Annotated in this window: 16 protein-coding genes and 1 pseudogene; 12 read left to right on the top strand and 5 right to left on the bottom strand. The window is 55.0% G+C overall.

All coding sequences use genetic code 11. The annotated features are described in order from the left end of the window. The 5 genes and pseudogenes from ACJHYD_RS23020 to ACJHYD_RS23000 form a co-directional block, all read right to left on the bottom strand. A partial coding sequence (locus tag ACJHYD_RS23020; protein ID WP_166465054.1) for a transposase family protein occupies window positions 1-234 on the bottom strand: 234 nt, incomplete at its 3' end. Window positions 235-454: 220 nt separating this feature from the next. Continuing rightward, a complete protein-coding gene (locus tag ACJHYD_RS23015) occupies window positions 455-832 on the bottom strand; it encodes a hypothetical protein (RefSeq protein WP_001077735.1) in 378 nt (125 codons plus the stop codon). Next, a pseudogene (locus tag ACJHYD_RS23010) lies at window positions 832-5,332 on the bottom strand (RHS element core protein). Before ACJHYD_RS23010 ends, ACJHYD_RS23015 begins: the two are co-directional and overlap by 1 nt. Before the next feature lie 75 nt (window positions 5,333-5,407). After that, window positions 5,408-7,549 carry a type VI secretion system tip protein VgrG gene (locus ACJHYD_RS23005; protein ID WP_001550647.1) on the bottom strand — a complete coding sequence of 714 codons (2,142 nt, stop codon included), beginning with the start codon at window positions 7,547-7,549 and terminating at the stop codon, window positions 5,408-5,410. 209 nt (window positions 7,550-7,758) lie between these two features. Next, the gene (locus ACJHYD_RS23000; protein WP_001142958.1) at window positions 7,759-8,277 is read right to left on the bottom strand and encodes an Hcp family type VI secretion system effector; all 519 of its coding nucleotides are present in this window, start codon (window positions 8,275-8,277) and stop codon (window positions 7,759-7,761) included. Window positions 8,278-8,973: 696 nt separating this feature from the next. Here ACJHYD_RS23000 and tssB point away from each other — a divergent pair. From tssB to vasI, 12 genes are read left to right on the top strand one after another with little or no spacing between them, the layout of a single operon-like run. Next, on the top strand, window positions 8,974-9,474 hold the full coding sequence (gene tssB / locus ACJHYD_RS22995) for a type VI secretion system contractile sheath small subunit (protein ID WP_001550646.1): 501 nt from the start codon (window positions 8,974-8,976) through the stop codon (window positions 9,472-9,474). A gap of 34 nt (window positions 9,475-9,508) precedes the next feature. Next, window positions 9,509-9,733: a hypothetical protein gene (locus ACJHYD_RS22990; RefSeq protein WP_001521869.1), complete on the top strand. Its 225-nt coding sequence runs from the start codon at window positions 9,509-9,511 to the stop codon at window positions 9,731-9,733. A gap of 50 nt (window positions 9,734-9,783) precedes the next feature. Next, window positions 9,784-11,259: a type VI secretion system contractile sheath large subunit gene (gene tssC / locus ACJHYD_RS22985; RefSeq protein ID WP_001550644.1), complete on the top strand. Its 1,476-nt coding sequence runs from the start codon at window positions 9,784-9,786 to the stop codon at window positions 11,257-11,259. A 6-nt stretch (window positions 11,260-11,265) separates the two neighbouring features. Then, on the top strand, window positions 11,266-11,679 hold the full coding sequence (gene tssE / locus ACJHYD_RS22980) for a type VI secretion system baseplate subunit TssE (protein ID WP_001521866.1): 414 nt from the start codon (window positions 11,266-11,268) through the stop codon (window positions 11,677-11,679). 3 nt (window positions 11,680-11,682) lie between these two features. Next, window positions 11,683-13,533 (top strand): type VI secretion system baseplate subunit TssF, encoded by a 1,851-nt coding sequence (tssF, locus tag ACJHYD_RS22975; RefSeq protein WP_001521865.1) that lies wholly within the window; start codon window positions 11,683-11,685, stop codon window positions 13,531-13,533. Then, a complete protein-coding gene (tssG, locus tag ACJHYD_RS22970) occupies window positions 13,497-14,579 on the top strand; it encodes a type VI secretion system baseplate subunit TssG (protein ID WP_000348804.1) in 1,083 nt (360 codons plus the stop codon). The genes tssF and tssG overlap by 37 nt, the downstream gene beginning before the upstream one ends. Window positions 14,580-14,603: 24 nt before the next feature. After that, window positions 14,604-15,884, top strand: coding sequence for a type VI secretion system-associated FHA domain protein TagH (gene tagH, locus ACJHYD_RS22965; RefSeq protein WP_001550643.1), 1,281 nt, complete (start codon window positions 14,604-14,606; stop codon window positions 15,882-15,884). After that, complete coding sequence (gene tssJ / locus ACJHYD_RS22960) at window positions 15,881-16,405, top strand: type VI secretion system lipoprotein TssJ (RefSeq protein ID WP_001080149.1); 525 nt, start codon at window positions 15,881-15,883, stop codon at window positions 16,403-16,405. The genes tagH and tssJ overlap by 4 nt, the downstream gene beginning before the upstream one ends. A gap of 2 nt (window positions 16,406-16,407) precedes the next feature. Continuing rightward, window positions 16,408-17,739 carry a type VI secretion system baseplate subunit TssK gene (tssK, locus tag ACJHYD_RS22955; protein ID WP_000246418.1) on the top strand — a complete coding sequence of 444 codons (1,332 nt, stop codon included), beginning with the start codon at window positions 16,408-16,410 and terminating at the stop codon, window positions 17,737-17,739. A gap of 4 nt (window positions 17,740-17,743) precedes the next feature. Continuing rightward, entirely contained in the window at window positions 17,744-18,505 is a 762-nt protein-coding gene (gene icmH, locus ACJHYD_RS22950; RefSeq protein WP_001521863.1) for a type IVB secretion system protein IcmH/DotU, read from the top strand. An 8-nt stretch (window positions 18,506-18,513) separates the two neighbouring features. Next, the gene (tssH, locus tag ACJHYD_RS22945; RefSeq protein ID WP_096790905.1) at window positions 18,514-21,321 is read left to right on the top strand and encodes a type VI secretion system ATPase TssH; all 2,808 of its coding nucleotides are present in this window, start codon (window positions 18,514-18,516) and stop codon (window positions 21,319-21,321) included. Then, on the top strand, window positions 21,318-22,061 hold the full coding sequence (vasI, locus tag ACJHYD_RS22940) for a type VI secretion system-associated protein VasI (protein WP_001550641.1): 744 nt from the start codon (window positions 21,318-21,320) through the stop codon (window positions 22,059-22,061). Before tssH ends, vasI begins: the two co-directional genes overlap by 4 nt. The last annotated feature ends 4 nt before the right edge of the window (window positions 22,062-22,065 follow it).

Here is a 22,065-nt window from a genome sequence, read left to right as displayed (position 1 = left end):
TACAACTCTGGCGATGGTATCGTGAACAGGAATACCATTTTCAAAATCACCGTATTGTTTTAAAAAATCGAGATGTGTTTCCCCAAAATCCTCTATATCTTCCCAACCTTCCGCACCCGAAATAACGGCACAAATAGTCAACAGTAGAATATCCGATAATTTATGTTCCACTTTCCAGGCTTGTCTGTAATCGGGGATAATAGAAATATGCCCCATCAATTTTTTAAGTTCTATTTTGTTCTCCTTAATTATGTAAGGAGTATTTGATCATGTATAAGCAATAAAAAACAGCTTTAGGTAATGAGGAATATCTCAATTTTTAAACATAAAATGCGAATTATTTAGTACAAAAAAGCAGCGTTACGTGATCTTTCCCTGCACTTCACCCTAACTTTAATTTAACTTCAAGAAGTATTAAGGCCTCAATAGCGAACTTAATACTTCTTAAAGAATATCACTCCTGACCAAAATCTTTCCACACTAATGCATGAGACTTTGATTTATCACCCAAAAATTTACTTACATCTTTCCAAAGTAAAGAATTGCTATCGGTCGCAGTGACTATTGCCTCTATAAGCCCTGTAGCTACAACTGTGGCCAATTCATCATCAATCGAGACCATACCATCTTCGACATGTTTAAATATTTTTTCTCTTTCAATATCACCCATTTCATAAAAATTTTTTACAATCGTTTTTCCAATCTGAGAGAACAACATAACCACCGGTGGAGTTTCTGGATGCCAGTATTCATTAGCTAATGAGACTGTCTCAGACAAAACAGTGGAAAACGATGCCATTTTTTCTATATAATTAGCAATATATTGGTTCATTACTTGCCTCCCAAAGCATTCTGTAAATCCTGAAGAACGTTTTCTGCTGCTGCTCGATCCCCTGGAGATGCTGTTGGATTCTTATCCAACCAATCCTGTAAAGCCCTTGTATAATCCTGTGCTTTCAATACATGTCCTCTACCACCAACTTTTTCACCTGTGGCCAATTCATAACGAACAGCATCTGCTGTGCTTCCACTTCCTACTTTTGCATTTGGCCGATAAAGATCGTCTATAATATTTTTCAAATTTGAATCTGTAACGTCAGGTTTTCCCATCTTCTGTCGCAATTCATCTTTATACCGTTCATGCTGCATACGATCTCTTGCGCTATTCTCATCTTCTGGTCCCCATCCTCCCGGGCTTCCCGTACTGCCACCACCCAGGCAGTTCTTCTCTTCCTCCGTCAAATCCTTCCCGACATTTGGATTCTCTTTTGATGAATCATCATTTCCAAACACGCTGGAAAAAGCACCATAGGGATCTCGCCAGAATTCCATTTGACTTTGTGCATTTAATAATTCGGCTTCACCCTGCATCTCCATACTTTTCTCAATCGCGTCCCCAACAGCCTCGCGATTGTTGTATATTATTATACCACCACCAATAACCACCGTACCGACTGCCGCACCGACTAACATCCCCGGAGGGCCTCCTACCGAACCGATCTCTGTACCTACTTCAGAACCAGTTCCCATGGCAGTTAATGCTCCTGCGCCCAACGCCGCACTTAATCCCAGCGGATCCAGCCGTTGCACCGGGTTCAGTGGATACGCATACAGGTTCCATCCCCCCTTCAGCCCAATCGGATCCTGGGTGATATACCTCCCCTGTAGCGGGTCATAGTACCGGTGACGGTTGTAGTACAGCCCCGACTCCTCATCATACTGCTGCCCCGGCAGACGGAGTGACTGTTGAAGGTGCTGCGTGCTTTCCTCTCCCAGCAGGTTTCCCCACTCGTCATACTCCCCGCGCCACGCCGTTTCCCCTTCCGGGCTGATAAGCGCCTGCGGCAGCCCACGGTGGTCACAGTGGTAAAGATGAAGTTTCCTCTCCGGGATGTATTCCGCCTCCAGTTGCGCCGCCATCTGTTCCGCCGTCAACCCACACTGTGCAAGCCACTGCTGGCTTTCTTCACTCACGCTGCCCTGCCGCAGTTCCCGCTCCAGCCTCCCCAGCATCACCGCCAGCTCCGCCGGTAGCGTCACACCCGTGTCCTCCTGCAACACCTCCGCCAGGCTACGGTGCCGCGCCTTCGCCTGTTCGCCATTCTCTGTTTCGATTCTCAGGAGCGGCGTGAAGCTCCCCGGCTGGTATACCGTCTGGATACGCGTGGTGTCGGTCTGTACCGTCGTCAGCCTGTCGCCGTCCCACCCGTACCAGGTCACCTCCGGTTTACGCGACAGCGACATCCACCCCGTCAGGTCACGCTCCCGCCGCCACACCCGTTTTCCCGTCCGGCGGCCCAGCGGGTCATAGAGGTAGCGGCTCTCCACCTGTGGCTCGCCGTGCTGTATCCGCGTGTAGAACACCAGGCGGTGCTGGCTGTCGTAATGGTAGTGGTGCGTCCGCTCGTCGTGCATCCGTATCACCCCTTCCGGGATACGGTCCGTCTTCTCCGCCAGCCTGCCGTATTCATCGTAGCGGTAGACATAGTGCGCATCTTCCGTGATGCGGTTATCCGGCCATGCCGTGAGGGTGCTGTCCGGGTGCAGTTCCGGGTCCGGCAGCCGGTTTCCTGCCGGGTCCGTCGCATACGGGATATCAATGTCCAGGTTCGCTGCCGTGGTGTGGACGCCCGTCAGCCTTCCCGTGTCGCTGTAACGGTACTCCCGGCTCTCCTGCGGGCCGCTGATGCGAATTAGCTGTCCGTTGTCGTTCCAGTCGTAGTCACGGTCAAGCTGCGGAAGGTTCAGGTGCCTGCTCCGGAGCTGGCCGCTGGTATTCCAGGCGGTGGCAAGCTCATATGCCTCCCCGCCGAAGCTGCGGGCCGTCTCACGGTGCAGCCGGTCCCGCGTGTACTCGACCAGTGGCGTACCACCCAGCTTCATTCCCGCAAGATAACCGCTGCCATACGTCAGCCACTCCACCGGCGGCAGACCGTCCGGCTCCTGACGGGTCGCCAGCCCCTGTTCGCTGTACGCGTGCTTCGTCTCATGCTCCCACAGCATCTCCCCCGTCTCCGGGTTCTCCACCGTCTGCCGTTCGCCCGTCAGGCGGCCTTTATCGTCGTGGCCGTAGTGGACCGCCACACGGTGGCCTTCGCTGATATGGCTGATTTCTGTCAGCCAGCCGTGCTCATCATACTGCCACTGCTCCGCCGGGTCGCCGTTCACCGTCCGGTGCGTGATGCGGTCCGACGCATCGTAATGCCAGAGGGTGATAAGTCCCTCGTCTTCACTGTGGACAAGCTGCCCTGTGGCGCTGTACCGGTAACGCTGCGTCCTGCCGTCAAAGCCGCGCTGCTCCGTCAGCCTGTCCACCGGGTCATACCGGAACGTGGACTGGCTGCCGTTCTCGTTGGTCAGCACGGTGATGCGCCCGGCAGCGTCATACCCCATGCTGCGCGTCAGACCGCCTTCCGTCACACTCACCGGACGCCCGCGTTTATCATATTCGATGGTGCTGCGTTTACCGTCCGGTGATATCGTTGCTGTCAGGTCGCCTGCGGCGCTGTACTCATAACGGGTTTCACGCCCCTGCGCATCCTTCTGACTGACCAGTTGGCCTCGCGGGTTATAACTGCTGTAAGTGCTGATGCCTTCCTCCCGGTGAACGGCGATTTGTTGACCGTACCGGTCATACTCATACCGCGTCATGTACCCCGAGCAGTCCGTGAAGGCCCGAAGCTGACCGTACCGGTTTCGCGTTATTCTCCGCGTCACCCCGATTCCGTCTTCCACCGCGCCGGGCAGGCTACTGCGGGGGGAGTCATAAAACCAGCGCGTAATGTTACCGTTGCGCGAGATCTCTTCTGCCAGTCGGCCCTGACGGTCATATTTCCGGCTGCTGCGTAAACCATCCGGATATGTCACTGAAGTCAGTTGCAACTGGCTGTTGTAACCATACCGTACCGTCCTGCCGTCCGGCAGTATCACTGAAGTCAGCTTTCCAGACGCCATATGCAGCCGGTACTCCGTCCGCCGTCCTGCCGCATCCGTCTGCGCCTTCAGCCTCCCCCGCCTCATCATACTCGCTGCAGGTGATGCTCCCGTCGGCATGCTCCTTCTTCACCACACGCTTCAGGCCACCCCCGCCTTCCGTGTACAGCACCTCCCGCCGGTTCAGGCTGTCCGTGATGGTCACACGGTCCTGCCCGTACTCAAAGCGGTAGTCCAGCCCCTCCGGGTTGACCTGCTCCGTCACCCGCCCGGTATCATCATACCGGTAGCGGCTCTCCGGCCTCCCTGCATAATGGTGCGCCACCATCCGCCCGGCGTGCTCCGCATCATAAGTAAACCCGCGCACCTGCGTCCCGCTGCGGTCATACACCGCCCGCAGTTCTCCGCTGGCCGTGTACGTATAGCGCGCCAGCGGCGCAGTCGGCTGTTCATCCGGGTATGCCGGGTCGTGTGTCAGCCACACCGCCTCCAGCCGGATACCGTTATCGGCACCGTATTCTGTACCGGCGGGCAGCGTATCGGGGAAAACCTGAGAAGAGGAAACAGAACGGGGACCGGCTGGAGAAGATAAAGAAGAGGCGCGCTGTTTACGGAAGGCTTCCGCCCGCTGCGCCTGCGTGCTCAGCGCCAGGTGAAAACAGCGGCCCGCGCCGTCCGTCACCCCCGTCACCGCACCCGCCACGTCACCCTCTGCCGCCCGGTGGAAGGCCAGCGTCCGCCCGAAGCCGTCCACCACGCCCGTCAGCACCCGGTATGCGGGCGGCTCCGGCGGCAGCACCTCGTCCGCCCCCGGCACCCGCTCCGGCCAGCCGAGCACCAGCCACTGCCCGGTTGTGCTGGCAGCCATCATATAGATGTGTGGACTCAGACGGACCGCTTCCGGCAACGCCCGCCAGAGCCGCGCAAGCGGGTGGCCTTTGTGCTGTTTCAGCACCCCGCACCGCGCCAGCCAGAACGACTCGCTGCGGCTGTAGCTTATCTCGCCGGGAAACAGGGGTTCAAAGTGAATGCTCCTGCCGCCGCTGTCGTTGAGTATCAGGCCTTCATCGCGTATCTGTAAGCGGATATCGAAGGGGGCTTTCCAGCCGGGACCAAACCCCCCCACCGGCGCGGGCGTCCTGGTCCGGTAGCTGCTGTAGGCGCGGAAAAGAACAAACGGCAGCGGGCCGGACAGTGCCAGGTCGGTTTCAGCAGGCAGCACCTTCGCTCCCAGCAGCGGGTTTACCGGATTGCCATATTTCGGCGTGGCTTCCCCTGTGGGACACACCGAGCAGGCCACACCGGTTGGCGCACCTATCAGCACCCCTGCTGAACCCTGCACAATATCCAGTCCCTTGCGGGTCATGTCACCCTGCCGCGCCGCCGGTTTTCCACCCATGAATCAATTCCTTCTGCTTTTAATATGGTTTATCTGGTCACTGCACCAGTTCCGTTTTAATTTTTTGCACCTGACTCAAAATTGCCGCATATCCGGCATTCCGGGGGGTAAATCTTTCGGCACAGGCGCATCCGGTACAGGTTGTGTGGCACCACAGTTCCAGTTAATCACCGGCGCATCACCGTTCACATCCGACTCTCCTTCCAGATGAATGTGCGTACCATTGAGAAATATGCTTCCGTCCTTCGTCAGCACCAACCTTGCCTTACCGCAGCAGAGTTCCAGATGCTCACCGGCAGAATAAACTGCTGTTTGTCCGGTGTTTTCCTTCATCGTCTTGCCCACCGAGAAGGTGACGTTATTCCCTACATTGACGCTGTAGCCCATTCCCACCATCAGTGATTTATGCAGCCCTACCTGTGAGGACTGCAACAACGCCACCGAGGTATTCATGATGCCGCCTACCGTCGTCTGGTAAGCCACGCCCACCGTCAGCGCACGAATGATCCCCACCTTTTCAACCTGGTTTGAACCCACTTTGACAATCTGGTTGCTGCCTACCGTTTCCACCTGGTTGACACCAACCGTCTGTATCTGATTAACGCCAATGTTCTGGATCTGGTTATTGGTAACGGTGATCGCCTGGTTGTTACCTATTTTTTCGGCATGGTTGTTTATCACATCAGTGGTGCGGTTATTCAGCACCTCGGTGTTCATGTTCTTCTGCGCGTGGATGTAGACCTGTTCTTTCCCTGTCGCATCGTCAAACTTCAGTTCATTAAACCCGCTGCCCTTATAGGTTTTTGAACGAATGGTCATCTGCGTCTTTGTTCCCGGCAGGCTGCCGGGGGTGCGGTTTTCCTGGTGGTAGGTGCGCCCCATAATAATCGGCTGGTCCGGATCGCCGTTGAGGAAGTCCACAATGACTTCCTGACCCACACGCGGTATCGCCAGGTTGCCAAAGCCGGTGCCTGCCCACGCCTGTGCCACACGGATCCAGCATGAACTGTCCTGGTTTGACGGGTTATAGCGGTCCCAGTTAAATTTCACCCGCACGCGGCCATGTTCATCACAGAAGATTTCTTCTCCTGCCGGTCCCGTCACGACGGCGCTCTGCGGGCCGTCCACCAGCGGTTTCAGCAACGGCTGTGGCCGCCATGTTCTGTCTGCCGGTATTACCGCAAAGTGGTTATTCAGCGTGGTACCTGAACCCCTGCGTCCCGGCACCGCCTGCGGCTGCTCGCCGTGCAGTTCACTTGCCACCACCTGCCATTCCCGGTTCAGGTTCGCCTGCGGATGCCCCGTCAGCGCAATTCGCCGTCCCGGCCATATCTCCGGCGAACGGCTTGTTCCGCGCGCCACTTCTGCGTTGTTTCGCCAGCCATCCATCTGCCAGCAGGCAAAGTTCTGCCCGTGGGCACCCTTGAAACGTCCGGGGTAGTCATACACTTCATACTGTGTGCGCTGGTAATCCTGGTGCTGGCCTTCCTGATCAAAACGCCCTGCCCAGCCGGGTCGTTTAAAGGTGTAGTCTTTGGTCACCACGGAAGATGGGCGGATTTGTGCGCTGTAGAGGAACTGGCTGATGCATAGGGTGCTCACCTCGGTACGGGTGTTCGGATTCCAGGGGATCTCAAAGGACTCCGGCAGATAACGCACGGTGTCGCACAGGACCAGGCTCTGGTCGGTACTTTTTTGCGCGTGCTCCTCATAAAAGAAGATGCCTTCCTCCGCCGCCATCCGGCACAGGAAATCGTAATCGGTTTCGCCGTACTGGACACAAAACTCACGGGAAGGATGCGGCTCGCTGAACAGCGGACTCCACTCGGTCACCCCGTTTTCTTTCAGGATCGTCGCGAGTATGCTTTCGATGTCCTCATTCTGGAAGATACGGAAGTTCTGGCGCAGCCCTGTGCGCCACAGCGGTGGGCACACCTTCATGCTGTACAGCATCTGGTTTTTGTCGTTCTCCCCCAGTTCAAACCAGGTCACCACACCTTTCACCCGGCGCTGTACGTCATCGCCCTGCCATACCGTCAGGTAGGCCATTTTGTCCAGCACCTGCGCAAATTCAAGGGAGAGAAACTGCTGGCTGACCAGAGAGAGATCGAGGGAAAAGAGCGAAGAGAGTGACTGGTTCAGATGAAAGGAGACCACCGCAAACGCGTCCGGTGGCAGGCCGTCCACTTCCAGCGTGAAACGTAATCCGGTTGACATAGCAACCTCCGGGTTTAAGGAAAAACAGACAGTTCGCTGTTAAAGCGGCTGTAACAGTACAGTGTTACGCTTGCGTTCAGGCACGCTACCGCCGAAGTTTCCGGCATCCGCCATCTCCCGTGAACGTAACCCCTTACTGACAACCTTTCTTTTTACGGCGTAATACAAAAACAGCATCCGGCCTAATAGCCGGATGCTGTTGGCTTAACTTATGCTTCCAGCGGTGCGCGCCAGTCGTCGGCACCGGAGGTGCCAGACTTGACGTGTTCCCACTCTATTTTGCGGTAGGCCAGTGAAACTTCGAGCAACTGGGTGAACTCGCGTTTCGCCGGATCCTGGCAATGCGGCATATGCAGTTTCATATCGACAATCGTCGAATCGGTCAGGCGGGTGGTGAAATAATGCTCCTGTTTGCCTTCCACAGAGGTACGCCACCAGTGAAGTTCAGTGGTTGGCAGCATTTCGCCGGAGGCCAGTGCGTTGTACATCAGCGGAACAGCTTTGTTCAGCGCCACGGTAAAAATGAACGGCTTGTGAGCACGCTGACCCGCAGGCTGGCCGGACTGAGGATCGGTCGGGACAGTAACGTTATGCAGGAATTCCTGCACCAGCATCTCGTCTTCGTGCCCCTGCACATAGATGTTGCCGACAGAATCAGCGGTAAATGCACCTGCAGTAATATTTCCCTGGGTCTGACCAGTGATGGAGATATAACACGGTGTTGGCATTTGTAAACTCCTTGTTAACGTGGTTAATTACTACTTACAATGACCTGCCGTTAATCCCAGACAGGCAGATGCAACTCACTTCACGGAACCGCATCATTTTTCAGTATTTTTTACATACAAACCGAGCTAGAATTTACGGTTGTCGTAAAAACTATTTTTAAAATCATTAAATCTCTTATTCAGCAATAAGTTAATAATATATATCTGGATAACCATACCCAACTGTTCAAAGTCCGTATTGCCTCCATAAAATGGCCAAAGCTGAATCATGAATAAATATTGTATTTATCCTTTCTGAATTATCATTTTGATAATTTTTGAGATATTCCTTAAAAATACCCACTTAATCAATCACAAAACAAATATATAAACAAGCAATCATCAGATTAGCTTATGTTTAATGAAATTATTATATAATTCAATAAGTTACATAAAAACTCTATATTTAAATTATTGCCATAATACACCTGACGCGAATTTCGCAGGTTCACACAATCTATTTAACGCTTGCAGAATACCTCTCTTTACGATCGATAAAAAGTCCTTTTCTTATTTATTTTGAAGCGTAGAATGCGGGGTGATGAAGGAGTGGTGATTTTATTTTCACCGCCATTAGGGCGGCATTGCCGATATTTTTTTGCGGTACAAATATGCCGTGTTCATGGCCTGTACGAGATAACATGACGGATCACTTTTATGAGCAAAAAATTTGAAGGCAGCGTCGCGCCTCGCGAGCGTATAAATATATCCTATGTCCCGAAGACGGACGGCCAGACGGCTGAAGTGGAGCTTCCGCTTAACATGCTCGTTGTCGGCGATACCGGAAATACGCAGGAGACATCCCCACTGGATGAACGTCAGGCAGTTTCCGTTAACAAGCACAATTTCGGTGCGGTGATGGCTGAAGCAGCCATTGGCCTCAATTTTACCGTCCCCGCCACGCTGAAGGGAAGCACAACGGACGATGAACTGAATGTGGCGCTGAATATCAAGCCACTGGATGATTTTTCACCGGACAGCGTGGCCCGGCAGGTTCCGGAAGTTAATAAATTGCTGGAATTGCGTGAAGCACTGACTGCGCTGAAGGGGCCGATGGGCAACCTTCCGGCATTCCGTACCCAGCTCCAGGCATTGCTGGAAAATGAGGAGTCCCGCGAGCAGTTGCTCAAAGAAATCGGCCAAGTGAGTGGGAAATAACCACCACTATTTCATTAAACAGGGTTATCCAGACATGGCGGCACACAAAAATATCTCCGGGAAACACCCCCTCTCTGACGAAGACATTTTGCAGGCGGTTTACCGGGTATGTTTCAGCCCGTCCGGTGAAATCAACCGGGATGGCGTGGATGCGCTGATTACAACACTGGATCGCCGTATCAGTGATCTATTGGATGAGATTATCCATCTTTGTGAGTTTCAGCAGAGCGCGCCGTACTGGCGGCGCGTACTTCACTGACGGCGAAAACCCGGTTTCAGAAACACAGCTAAAACAGAAGGATTTTCAGTATGTCTTTACAGGAAGAGGAACTCGTTTCCAGTCATGCCGGGCAGACTGATCAGGCATCGTCGCTGCTTGATCAAATCATGGCTCAGACCCGTATTCAGCCCGGTTCAGAAGGTTATGACGTTGCCCGCCAGGGTGTGACAGCCTTTATTGCCAGCATCCTGCAATCCACTGCATCTGCCGAACCGGTCAATAAACTGGCCGTGGACAGCATGATTGCAGATATTGATGAACGCATCAGCCGCCAGATGGATGTCATCATCCATGCGCCTGCCTTTCAGCAGGTCGAGTCGTTCTGGCGCTCACTGAAAACCATGGTGGATCGCGTTGATTTCCGTGAAAACATCAAGGTCAACGTGCTTCATGTCACCAAGCAGGAACTTCTGGAAGACTTTGAGTTTGCGCCAGAAATTATTCAGTCCGGATTTTATAAGCACGTTTATTCGTCCGGTTTCGGACAGTTTGGCGGTGAACCCATCGCTGCCGTGCTGGGCGCTTATGAGTTCAAAAATACCGCGCCTGACATGAAACTGCTGCAATACGTCAGTGCCGTGGGCGCAATGGCGCACGCACCGTTCCTGTCCTCCGTTTCCCCGGAGTTTATGGGGCTGAACTCGTGGACCGAACTGCCTAATATCAAAGATCTTTATGCCATCTTTGAAGGTCCGGCCTACACCAAATGGCGCGCCCTGCGTGACTCGGAAGATTCGCGCTATTTAGGGCTTACGGCACCCCGCTTCCTGCTTCGCCAGCCCTATTCACCAACAGATAACCCTGTTAAGAACTTTAACTATTACGAAGATGTCAGCCAGAACCACGAAGATTATCTGTGGGGTAATACGGCCTGGATGCTGGCATGCAATATCGCAGACAGTTTTGCCAAATACCGCTGGTGTCCAAACATTATCGGTCCGCAAAGCGGCGGCGCAGTGAAAGATCTGCCGGTGCATCTGTTCGAAACGATGGGGCAGATTCAGGCCAAAATCCCAACCGAGGTGCTGGTCACCGATCGCCGCGAATTTGAACTGGCTGAAGAGGGTTTTATCACCCTTACCATGCGTAAAGACTCTGATAATGCAGCCTTTTTCTCTGCAAACTCGGTACAAAAACCGAAGCACTTTCCGGGAAAAGACGCAGAAACCAACTATAAGCTGGGTACGCAGCTTCCTTATCTCTTCATCATCAATCGGTTAGCGCACTACATCAAGGTGTTGCAGCGTGAACAACTGGGGTCATGGAAAGAAAGGAGCGACTTAGAAAGAGAGCTTAATACCTGGATCCGTCAGTATGTTGCCGACCAGGAAAACCCGCCTGCAGACGTGCGCAGCCGCAAACCTCTGCGCGCTGCCAAAGTTGAGGTTATGGATGTAGAAGGCGAACCCGGCTGGTACCAGGTTGCGCTAAGCGTGAGGCCTCATTTTAAATTTATGGGGGCAAATTTTGAGCTTTCCCTGGTTGGCCGGTTAGACAGGGAGTAACACACCATGATACCGGATCGGGAAAGAACCACAGGTTCTCTTTTTGAGCGTATGGAAGCCTCTTCAGCCAGAAACCGGCAGGGAGGCAGTATTCATTCGCTCAGGCAATCCATTCGCCAGAACCTACGAAACATTCTTAATACCCGGTCCGGTAGTTGCCGGGGTGCGCCTGAGCTGGGCATTGATGAACCGGAAGGGGCTGAAAACTTCCGCGAATCAATGAGTCGGGCCATCGCGCAATGTATAGAACGCTATGAACCCCGGATCTCACGCGCTGAAGTGCAGGCAGTGGTTTCATCCGCCTCCAGCCCGCTGGATATGACGTTTCATATTACAGCCTGGGTGACATTTAACGAAACGCATGAGGTGCTTGAATTTGATATGGCACCGAATGGCAGCCAGCATTACCGGGTGGACTGACAAATGGAATTTGAAGAACGCTATTTCCGGGAAGAACTCGATTACCTGCGCCAGCTTAGCAAGCTGCTGGCAACGGAAAAACCCCATCTGGCCCGCTTCCTGGCCGAAAAAGATGCAGATCCGGATATTGAACGCCTGCTGGAAGGGGTGGCTTTTCTTACCGGCAATCTCCGCCAGAAAATTGAGGATGAATTCCCAGAACTGACGCACGGGCTTATTAAGATGCTATGGCCTAATTACCTGCGTCCGGTTCCGGCAATGACCCTTATTGAATATACGCCGGATATGGATAAGTCTTCTGTGCCGGTGTTAATCCCCCGTAATGAGCAGTTTACAACCAACGCCGGGGAAATTAGAGTCGATGAAGTGCTGCCCTCCGATGCTAAAAAGGAGGAGCCGCCTCCCTGTACCTTCACCCTCTGCCGGGATATCTGGCTGCTGCCCGTTCGCCTGGAGCAGATTGAAAACCGCAGTACGACCCGTAATGGTGTTATCAACATCACCTTTTCGGTCGCACCGGGAACGGACTTCCGCACGCTGGATCTGAACAAACTTCGCTTCTGGCTCGGCAATGACGACAACTATACCCGTGACCAGCTTTATTTATGGTTCTGTGAATACTTGCAGGGTGCCGACCTGACTGTGGGTGAACAGCATATTCGCCTGCCTGAGTTTATGCTGAAAGCTGTCGGTTTTGAGCCACAGGATGCCATGCTGCCCTGGCCGAAAAACGTCCACAGCGGCTACCGGATCCTTCAGGAGTATTTCTGTTACCCGGATGCGTTTCTCTTTTTTGATCTTTGTGGTTGTCCGGCGTTGCCTGACGGATTGCAGGCTGAATCCTTTACCCTGCAACTGCGTTTTTCGCGCCCATTGCCCGTGGACATCCGGTTGCGCCGCGACTCCCTGCGCCTGTATTGCGCACCTGCCATTAATTTATTTATCCACCATGCAGAAGCCATCACGCTGGACAACCGGCGGGCAGACTATCCGCTGGTTCCCAGCCGCCATTATCCGGAACATTACGATGTCTTTTCCGTTAACGGCGTGATAAGCCAGGTGCAGGATATGTTCAGGAAAAAAGATCTGGGGCGTCCTGTTTCGACGCAGGCCGCGCGCCAGTGGCCTGCCTTTGAAAGTTTCAGCCATCAGATGGAATACAGCCGGAAGCGGGAAGTGGTGTACTGGCATCACCGGACCAAAACATCCCTGTTCCATCGCGGCTTTGATCATACCCTTGCTTTTATACATGCTGATGGCAGTTATCCGTCAGACGAATCGCTGCTCAGTAATGAAGTGGTTTCGGTATCGCTGACCTGTACCAACCGTGAGCTTCCGTCACAAATTCGTTCCGGCGATATCACCGGCACAACCGGTAAAAATGCGGCTGTTGCTTCATTTCGCAACATTACCCGCCCGACGCAACCGCTCTGGCCGGTCATTGATGGCAGCCTGCACTGGTCCCTGCTCTCCGCCATGAACCTGAATTATCTGTCATTACTGGATACGGACGCGCTGAAGCAGGTCATCGCCAACTTTGATCGCCACGCAATCCATCATCCGCAGACGGCGCGGCTGTCACAACAAAAGCTGGATGCCATTGAGCGTCTGGAGACTCGCCCTGTCGACCGCCTGTTTACGGGCATTCCCGTCCGGGGGCTGGCCTCCACGCTGTATCTGCACCCGGAGCCGTTTGTCTGTGAAGGGGAAATGTATCTGCTCGGTACGGTGCTTTCGCATTTTCTGTCGCTGTACGCCAGCGTTAACTCATTCCACATGCTGACCGTTGTGAACACAGAAAGCCAGGAGACATGGAAATGGACGGAAAGAACCGGGCAGCATCCTCTTATCTGAGTCCGGGAAATCCCCCGGCAGATAAAGAGCAGAATGATCCGCTGGCACAGGTTTTTCATAACGCCTGCTCTTACAATTTTTTTGCGATGGCGGAGCTGTTGCACCGCCTGGCACAGGGTGAAAAGGGGACGCCGGAATTATCCCTGCGCGACGATCCGGCACAGGAAACCCTGCGTTTCAGCGCCGATGCCAGCCTTGCGTTTCCCCTGAGTGATATCAGTGCGCTGAAACGGGATACGTCAGGGGCATTCAGGATGACCACTACCTTTATGGGGTTACAGGGGAGCCAGTCGCCTCTCCCCGGTTATTACCTCGATCACCTGGCCTGGAAAGCGGTACATGAACAAAGTCCGGTAGGTGATTTTCTGGATATGTTCAGCCACCGCCTGACCCAGTTTGTCTGGCATATCTGGCGTAAGTACCGCTATCACATCAGTTTTCGTAACGGCGGTGTGGATGCGTTCTCGCAGCGCATGTACTCCCTTGTTGGGCTGGGCCACCGCCAGCTTCGCGATAAGCTGGCGATTAATCACAGCAAAATGCTGGCGTATTCCGGGATCCTGGCAAATCCGGGACGATCCCCGGAAATAATCTGCGGTCTGGTGTCCCACTGTTTTGATTTGTCAGACGTGACGCTGCAAAACTGGCAACGTCGCAAGGTGGATATTGAACCGGATCAGCAAAATAGCCTGGGGAGTTATTCACTTAAAAATGGCGAAAAACTGGCAGGAAGATCGGTACTGGGCAACTTTGTTCTGGGTACACGGGTGCCCGATCTCAGCGGAAAATTCCAGCTCAGTATTACCAGCCTGACCCGAAAACAGTTCCTCTCTTTTCTGCCGTCCGGCGAAAACTTCCTGCCACTGACGATGTTTGTGTCCTTCATCCTGCGCGATCAGCTTGCCTGGGACTTACATCTGGGGCTGGCGCCGGAGCAGGTGGGCGCAATGCGCCTGGGCGATAACAAAAGTGCGCTGCTGGGCTGGACCAGCTTCCTCGGCACACCGGAAGAACGACCTTCAGTCACCATCAGGGTACGGTCGTAAATTATGATAATCACGGAGCAGAATATGCCGGAAGAGAAACTACAGACGCTTTCATTGCAGGTCATTAACGGCAGTGAGCTGGAAAGCGGGCGGGCGGCGCGCTGTCTGTTCACACAGCAGGGAAATGTCGGCCATGGCCCCGAATGCCACTGGTCGGTACAGGATCGTCAGCAGAGCATTCCGGCTCAGGCTTTTACCGTTATCCTGCACGATGGCACATTTTGTCTGCGCCCGCAGACGGCACAACTGTGGCTGAACCAGGCAAAAGTCACAGCAACATCAGACCTGATACAGCTGCGCCAGGGCGATGAGATCCAGATAGGGCGTCTGATGGTGAGGGTTCATCTGAACCGGGGAGATATCCCCCATTACGATGAGGAAATGGCCACTCCCGAAACCATCGTCACCAATCGCGATATGCTCACGGATACCCTGCTGTCAACGGAGGGTGCGCCACACTATCCGGGAATGACTCACCGGCATCAGCTTGCAGACACCGTGGTAAACGGTTTTTCTACCGATCCACTCCAGGCACTTCAGTCCGAAAGCCTGATTACCACGGGCGATCCGCTTTCAGGCATTGCGGCTGTCCGGCCATCGGCACCGCTGTCCGATCCGGCAAGTAATGGTGGGATCAATACTCCGTTTATGGATCTACCGCCCATTTATGCCAGCCCCGGCGATCGTAATGATGACTTCCCTGTGGCAGAAATGGCGCAACGCCACCTTGCGGTCACCCCCTTACTGCGCGGTCTCGGCGGCTCGCTTACCGTGAGCAATTCTGACGATGCGGATGATTTTCTGGAAGAGGCCGGACGCACGTTACAGGCCGCAATAAAAGGTCTGCTCGATTTGCAGCAACAGCGTAACAGCCTCTCAGACAAACATTTGCGCCCGCTGGAAGATAACCCGCTGCGCCTGAACATGGATTACGCCACCGCGCTCGACGTGATGTTTGCCGAAGGTAAAAGTCCGGTACATCTGGCGGCTCCCGCCGCTGTCAGTGAAAGCCTGCGTAATGTCCGCCACCACGAAGAAGCTAACCGGGCAGCGATTGTGGAGTCACTTCGTGTCCTGCTTGACGCTTTCTCACCACAAAATCTGCTGCGCCGCTTTGTGCAGTACCGCCGCAGCCATGAACTGCGCCAGCCGCTGGATGATGCCGGAGCATGGCAAATGTACAGCCATTATTACGAAGAACTGGCCTCCGATCGCCAGCAGGGGTTTGAGATGCTGTTTAACGAGGTCTACGCCCAGATCTATGACCGGGTGCTTCGTGAAAAACAGCGGGAGCCGGAAGCATGAACAGGAAGGCGTTTCTGGCCTGCGTGCTGATGTGCGTCATATTAACCGGCTGCGAAACGGCGAAAAAAATCAGCGAGGTGATCAAAAACCCGGATATCCAGGTCGGGAGCCTGAAGGAGCAACCTTCGGAAATAACCGTCACCCTGCTGACCGAACCGGACACCAATACCAATGCGGAGGGTGAATCAGCCGCCGTGGATGTGCAACTGGTGTACCTGACTGACGACTCAAAATTGCTGGCAGCCGACTATGACCAGATAGCCAGTACGCCGCTACCGGATGTGTTGGGTAAAAACTATATCGACCACCAGGATTTCAACCTGTTGCCGGACACCATCAAAACCCTGCCGCCGGTAAAGCTGGATGAGAAAACGCAGTTTATTGGTGTCGTGGCCTATTTCTCCGATGACCAGGCCACTGAATGGAAACAAATCGAGACGGTGGAAGGAACCGGCCACCATTACCGCCTGCTGGTGCATGTACGTCAAAGCAGCATCGAAATGAAAAAAGAGGATGAATAATTATGGCAACCACCCGCAACAAGGTGATGTGGCAGGAAGGGATGCTGATGCGCCCACACCATTTCCAGCAACAGCAGCGTTACAACGACTACCTGGATAACCAGCGTTTCCGGGCCATGAATGATTTATCCTGGGGATTTACCGAACTCACCCTCAACAATGAACTGCTGGCGCAGGGTAAGATCATGATTGACAGCGCGTCAGGCACACTGCCCGACGGCACCGTCTTTTCTATCCCCGACCAGGACGCACTGCCCGATCCGCTGCACCCGCAACATTTTCCGGACGAAAGAAGCCGCAATATTTACCTCGCTCTGCCGGTCGCCAGTGATGTGAGAAATGAAATCAGCGACGGGCGGCGAATCGGGCGTTACCGGCTGAATTATGCCGATGTCCGGGATCTGCATTCAGAAGAAGGTGACGCGCGAACACTGACGCTGGGTCAACTGACGCCGCGCATTATGAGCGGTGCAGAAGATATGAGCGCCTATATTACGCTCCCGCTTTGCCGTATCAGCGATCGCCATGCCGACGGCTCCCTGACGCTGGATGACGATTTTATCCCCTCCTGCCAGAATATTCAGGTCAGTAAGAAACTGCGTGTTTATCTCAAAGAGGTACAGGGGGCCATTGGCGGACGGGCAAGCGATCTGGCAAACCGCATTGGCTCTCCGGCGCAGAGCGGCATCGCGGATGTGGCGGAATTTATGATGTTGCAGTTACTTAACCGTAACCAGACCCGGTTTACCCATCGCGCTCGTCGATCCCAGCTCCACCCGGAAGATTTCTACCTTGATCTTGCCGGGTTGCTGGGTGAACTGATGACCTTTACCGAGCCGTCGCGCCTGCCCTGCCCGCTTGATGTGTATGATCATCATGACCTGACCAAAACATTTAAAACGCTGTTACCGGAAGTCAAACGGGCGCTGCATACCGTACTGTCGCCAAGAGCCGTTAATCTGCCGCTGCATCTGCGTGACGGTATCTGGCAGGCCGATATCCATGACACAGAACTGCTGCAATCTGCCACCTTTGTGCTGGCCGTGGCGGCAAACATGCCGGTCGATCAGATCCAGCGCCAGTTTATCCAGCAGTCGAAAATTTCCTCGCCGGAAAAAATCCGCAATATGGTCAGTGTGCAGATACCCGGCATTCCATTGCGTGCCCTGATGGTGGCTCCCCGCCAGCTTCCTTACCATTCCGGGTTCAGCTATTTCGAACTCGACAAGAGCGGCCAGGCCTGGACAGAAATGGCTGCCGCCGGGGCCGTTGCACTGCATGTATCCGGCAGTTTCCCGGATCTGAACATGCAACTGTGGGCGATAAGAGGGTAAGACGATGGATGAGGGGTCACTGTCTCTGCCACCATTTACCGGACACCACGAAAAAAGCCAGCGCGACTATCATCTCGCGCTTCGTGGCAACAGCCTGAATCCGATGATCGACGCAGCCACGCCGCTCCTCGGTATGGTGATGCGCCTTTCAACCATGAACAGTCAGACGATGCCGGAGCATCTTTTTGCTCAGGTGGTGACAGATGTTCAGGCCGTGGAGCAACTGCTTCAGGAGCAGGGCTACGAACCGGGCGTGATTATCTCGTTTCGCTACATCCTCTGCACGTTTATTGATGAAGCGGCGCTCGGTAACGGCTGGTCGAACAAGAACGAGTGGATCAAGCAGTCATTGCTGGTCCATTTCCACAACGAAGCCTGGGGTGGAGAGAAAGTTTTCATCCTGCTGGAGCGCCTGATCCGTGAACCCAAACGTTACCAGGATCTGCTGGAATTTCTCTGGATCTGTTTTTCTCTGGGATTTCGCGGGCGCTACAAAGTGGCAGCACAGGATCAGGGGGAATTTGAGCAGATCTACCGCCGTCTGTACCACGTTCTGCATAAACTGCGCGGCGATGCCCCTTTCCCGCTGTTACACCAGGACAAAAAAACCCAGGGCGGGCGTTATCAGCTCATCAGTCGCCTGACTGTTAAACATATTTTTTGTGGTGGCGTTGTCGTGCTGGCGTTGTTTTACCTGTTCTATCTGTTGCGGCTGGACAGCCAGACGCAGGACATCCTGCACCAGCTAAACAAATTACTTCGATAAGGACGTTTATGATCCAGATTGATCTTCCCACGCTGGTAAAACGGCTGAACCTGTTCTCCCGCCAGGCGCTGGAGATGGCCGCCTCTGAATGTATGAGTCAGCAGGCAGCGGAAATTACCGTCAGCCATGTGCTTATTCAGATGCTCGCCATGCCACGCAGCGACCTGCGGGTTATTACCCGCCAGGGCGATATTGGCATGGAAGAGTTGCGCCAGGCGCTGACGGTGGAGAACTACACAACTGCCCGTTCTGCGGACAGCTACCCGGCATTTTCCCCGATGCTGGTTGAGTGGCTGAAAGAGGGCTGGCTGCTGGCGTCGGCTGAGATGCAGCACAGCGAATTGCGTGGCGGCGTGTTGCTGCTGGCCCTGCTGCATTCGCCGCTGCGTTATATACCGCCTGCTGCCGCCCGGTTGTTGACCGGCATTAACCGTGACCGTCTGCAACAGGACTTTGTACAGTGGACACAGGAGTCGGCGGAATCAGTCGTGCCGGATGCAGACGGTAAAGTCGCAGGCACACTGACGGACGCTGCTGACACCCTGCTTGCCCGCTACGCCAAAAACATGACCGCAGACGCCCGTAACGGCAGGCTTGACCCGGTACTGTGCCGCGACCACGAAATCGACCTGATGATCGACATTCTCTGCCGCCGCCGCAAGAACAACCCGGTGGTGGTGGGCGAAGCAGGCGTGGGTAAAAGTGCCTTAATCGAAGGGCTGGCGCTGCGCATCGTGGCAGGCCAGGTGCCGGACAAACTGAAAAACACCGATATCATGACCCTTGACCTAGGCGCATTGCAGGCCGGGGCGTCGGTGAAGGGCGAATTCGAAAAACGCTTCAAGGGGCTGATGGCGGAGGTCATTTCCTCTCCGGTGCCGGTCATTCTGTTTATTGACGAAGCACATACCCTGATTGGCGCGGGCAACCAGCAGGGCGGGCTGGATATCTCCAACCTGCTCAAACCGGCGCTGGCGCGCGGCGAACTGAAAACCATCGCCGCCACCACCTGGAGCGAATACAAAAAATACTTCGAGAAAGATGCCGCCCTGTCGCGCCGCTTCCAGCTGGTGAAGGTCAGCGAACCCAACGCCGCCGAAGCCACCATTATTCTGCGTGGTCTGTCGGCGGTCTATGAACAGTCTCACGGCGTGCTGATTGATGATGACGCCTTGCAGGCCGCAGCAACGCTGAGCGAACGTTATCTCTCCGGGCGTCAGTTGCCGGACAAAGCCATTGATGTGCTGGATACCGCCTGCGCCCGCGTCGCCATTAACCTTTCCTCGCCGCCGAAGCAAATCTCGGCGCTGACCACTCTGAGCCACCAGCAGGAGGCGGAAATTCGCCAGCTTGAGCGCGAGCTTCGCATCGGGCTGCGTACCAACACCTCACGGATGACCGAGGTGCTGGTGCAGTACGATGAAACGCTGACGGCGCTGGATGAACTGGAAGCGGCCTGGCATCAGCAGCAGGCGCTGGTCCGGGAGATTATCGCGCTGCGCCAGCAGTTGCTGGGCGTGGCAGAAGACGATGCGGCGTCGTTGCCGGACGCAGATGCCGCGGAGGATACGCCGCCAGAGTCAGAGTCAGAGTCAGAGTCAGAGTCAGAGTCAGAGTCAGAGTCAGAGTCAGAACAGGATAATACCGGTGCCGTACCGGCTGATGAGGCCGACAGAGAACAGCCGGAAGAGACCGCTGAAACAGTTTCCCCGGTACAGCGGCTGGCCCAGCTCACTGCCGAACTGGACGCCCTGCATAACGACCGGTTGCTGGTCTCCCCGCACGTCGATAAAAAACAGATTGCGGCGGTGATTGCCGAATGGACCGGCGTGCCGCTCAACCGCCTGTCGCAGAATGAAATGTCGGTCATCACCGACCTGCCGAAATTGCTGGGCGACACCATCAAAGGCCAAGACCTGGCGATTGCCAGCCTGCATAAGCATCTACTGACCGCACGCGCCGACCTGCGTCTTCCGGGACGCCCGCTCGGTGCGTTCCTGCTGGCTGGCCCCAGCGGTGTGGGTAAAACCGAAACCGTCCTGCAACTGGCAGAGCTGCTCTACGGCGGTCGCCAGTACCTGACCACCATCAATATGTCCGAATTCCAGGAGAAACACACCGTCTCGCGGCTGATTGGTTCGCCTCCGGGCTACGTTGGCTACGGTGAAGGCGGCGTACTGACCGAAGCGATTCGCCAGAAACCCTACTCGGTAGTACTGCTTGATGAAGTGGAAAAAGCGCACCCGGATGTGCTCAACCTGTTCTACCAGTCGTTCGATAAGGGCGAAATGGCAGACGGTGAAGGCCGCCTGATTGACTGCAAAAATATCGTCTTCTTCCTGACGTCCAACCTCGGCTACCAGGTAATAGTCGAGCACGCCGATGACCCGGAAACCATGCAGGAAGAACTGTATCCGGTGCTGGCCGACTTCTTCAAACCTGCCCTGCTGGCGCGTATGGAAGTGGTGCCGTATCTGCCGCTGTCGAAAGAGACGCTCGCCACCATTATCGCCGGAAAACTGGCCCGTCTGGATAACGTGCTGCGCAGTCGCTTTGGTGCAGAAGTGGTCATTGAACCGGAAGTGACGGACGAAATCATGAGCCGCGTCACCCGCGCGGAAAACGGCGCGAGGATGCTGGAATCGGTCATCGATGGCGACATGCTACCGCCGCTCTCGCTGCTGCTGTTGCAGAAAATGGCGGCTAACACGGCGATTGCCCGGATTCGGTTGTCGGCGGTGGACGACGCATTTACGGCAGACATGGAAGATGCTCAGAACGACGAGTCCGTCACAAAGGATGAAACGGTTTTATGAGCAGGTTGCGCGTTTTCCGGCAGACAGGATGGTTTATCGCGGGCCTGATGACGGGCTTACCCGCCACTGCCGCGCCCGCAGAAACATCGTCAATGGCCGGTGTGGCGGTCGCCGTCGCCACCACGACCCCGCCGGATGCGACAGCCACGTCACAGGCCATGCAGTCCTGTCGGCGGGAGTCCGCGGCGCTGGAGCGGCTTGACTGCTATGACCGCCTGCTGGCACCGCTGTCCCCGTCAGGGTTTGACGGGGCGCTGGTCAAAGCCGGTTTTGTGGGCGAGGCCTGGACCCGCGCCACAGAGCTGGAAAAACGCCGCGAGGGCAACACCACAGAACTGCTGGTGACGCAGGTGCCGGGGGAGCGCCCGACGGTGGTGATAACCACCCCGGCTATCGGCCATGTTCCGCCGCGCCCGGTGCTGATGTTCAGTTGCGTGGACAATATCACCCGGATGCAGGTGGCGCTGATGCACCCTCTGGATGTCCATGATATCGCCGTCACTCTGAATGCCGACAGCCGGGCATTGCGTAGCCACTGGTTTGTGCGCGAGAACGGCACCCTGCTGGAGTCCAGCCGGGGGCTGTCCGGGATTGATGAAATTAAGCAACTGTTCGGCGCAAAAACGCTGACAGTGGATACCGGCGCAGATAACGCCGCAGGAAAGCTGACCTTTAACATTGACGGGCTGGCAAGGGCGATTGCCCCCCTGCGCGTTGCCTGCCACTGGGCGGGAGAATAAAAAT

It is taken from the genome of Escherichia sp. WS1368, from assembly GCF_046487485.1.
GTDB classification, from domain to species: domain Bacteria; phylum Pseudomonadota; class Gammaproteobacteria; order Enterobacterales; family Enterobacteriaceae; genus Escherichia; species Escherichia coli.
This window is presented reverse-complemented; position numbering and strand designations above follow the sequence as displayed.

Bases quoted from the DNA above. Each gene is read 5' to 3' on its own strand.
- ACJHYD_RS23015 (WP_001077735.1), bottom strand. From the start codon at position 832: ATGAACCAATATATTGCTAATTATATAGAAAAAATGGCATCGTTTTCC.
- ACJHYD_RS23005 (WP_001550647.1), bottom strand. From the start codon at position 7,549: ATGTCAACCGGATTACGTTTCACGCTGGAAGTGGACGGCCTGCCACCG.
- ACJHYD_RS23000 (WP_001142958.1), bottom strand. From the start codon at position 8,277: ATGCCAACACCGTGTTATATCTCCATCACTGGTCAGACCCAGGGAAAT.
- tssB (WP_001550646.1), top strand. From the start codon at position 8,974: ATGAGCAAAAAATTTGAAGGCAGCGTCGCGCCTCGCGAGCGTATAAAT.
- ACJHYD_RS22990 (WP_001521869.1), top strand. From the start codon at position 9,509: ATGGCGGCACACAAAAATATCTCCGGGAAACACCCCCTCTCTGACGAA.
- tssC (WP_001550644.1), top strand. From the start codon at position 9,784: ATGTCTTTACAGGAAGAGGAACTCGTTTCCAGTCATGCCGGGCAGACT.
- tssE (WP_001521866.1), top strand. From the start codon at position 11,266: ATGATACCGGATCGGGAAAGAACCACAGGTTCTCTTTTTGAGCGTATG.
- tssF (WP_001521865.1), top strand. From the start codon at position 11,683: ATGGAATTTGAAGAACGCTATTTCCGGGAAGAACTCGATTACCTGCGC.
- tssG (WP_000348804.1), top strand. From the start codon at position 13,497: ATGGACGGAAAGAACCGGGCAGCATCCTCTTATCTGAGTCCGGGAAAT.
- tagH (WP_001550643.1), top strand. From the start codon at position 14,604: ATGCCGGAAGAGAAACTACAGACGCTTTCATTGCAGGTCATTAACGGC.
- tssJ (WP_001080149.1), top strand. From the start codon at position 15,881: ATGAACAGGAAGGCGTTTCTGGCCTGCGTGCTGATGTGCGTCATATTA.
- tssK (WP_000246418.1), top strand. From the start codon at position 16,408: ATGGCAACCACCCGCAACAAGGTGATGTGGCAGGAAGGGATGCTGATG.
- icmH (WP_001521863.1), top strand. From the start codon at position 17,744: ATGGATGAGGGGTCACTGTCTCTGCCACCATTTACCGGACACCACGAA.
- tssH (WP_096790905.1), top strand. From the start codon at position 18,514: ATGATCCAGATTGATCTTCCCACGCTGGTAAAACGGCTGAACCTGTTC.
- vasI (WP_001550641.1), top strand. From the start codon at position 21,318: ATGAGCAGGTTGCGCGTTTTCCGGCAGACAGGATGGTTTATCGCGGGC.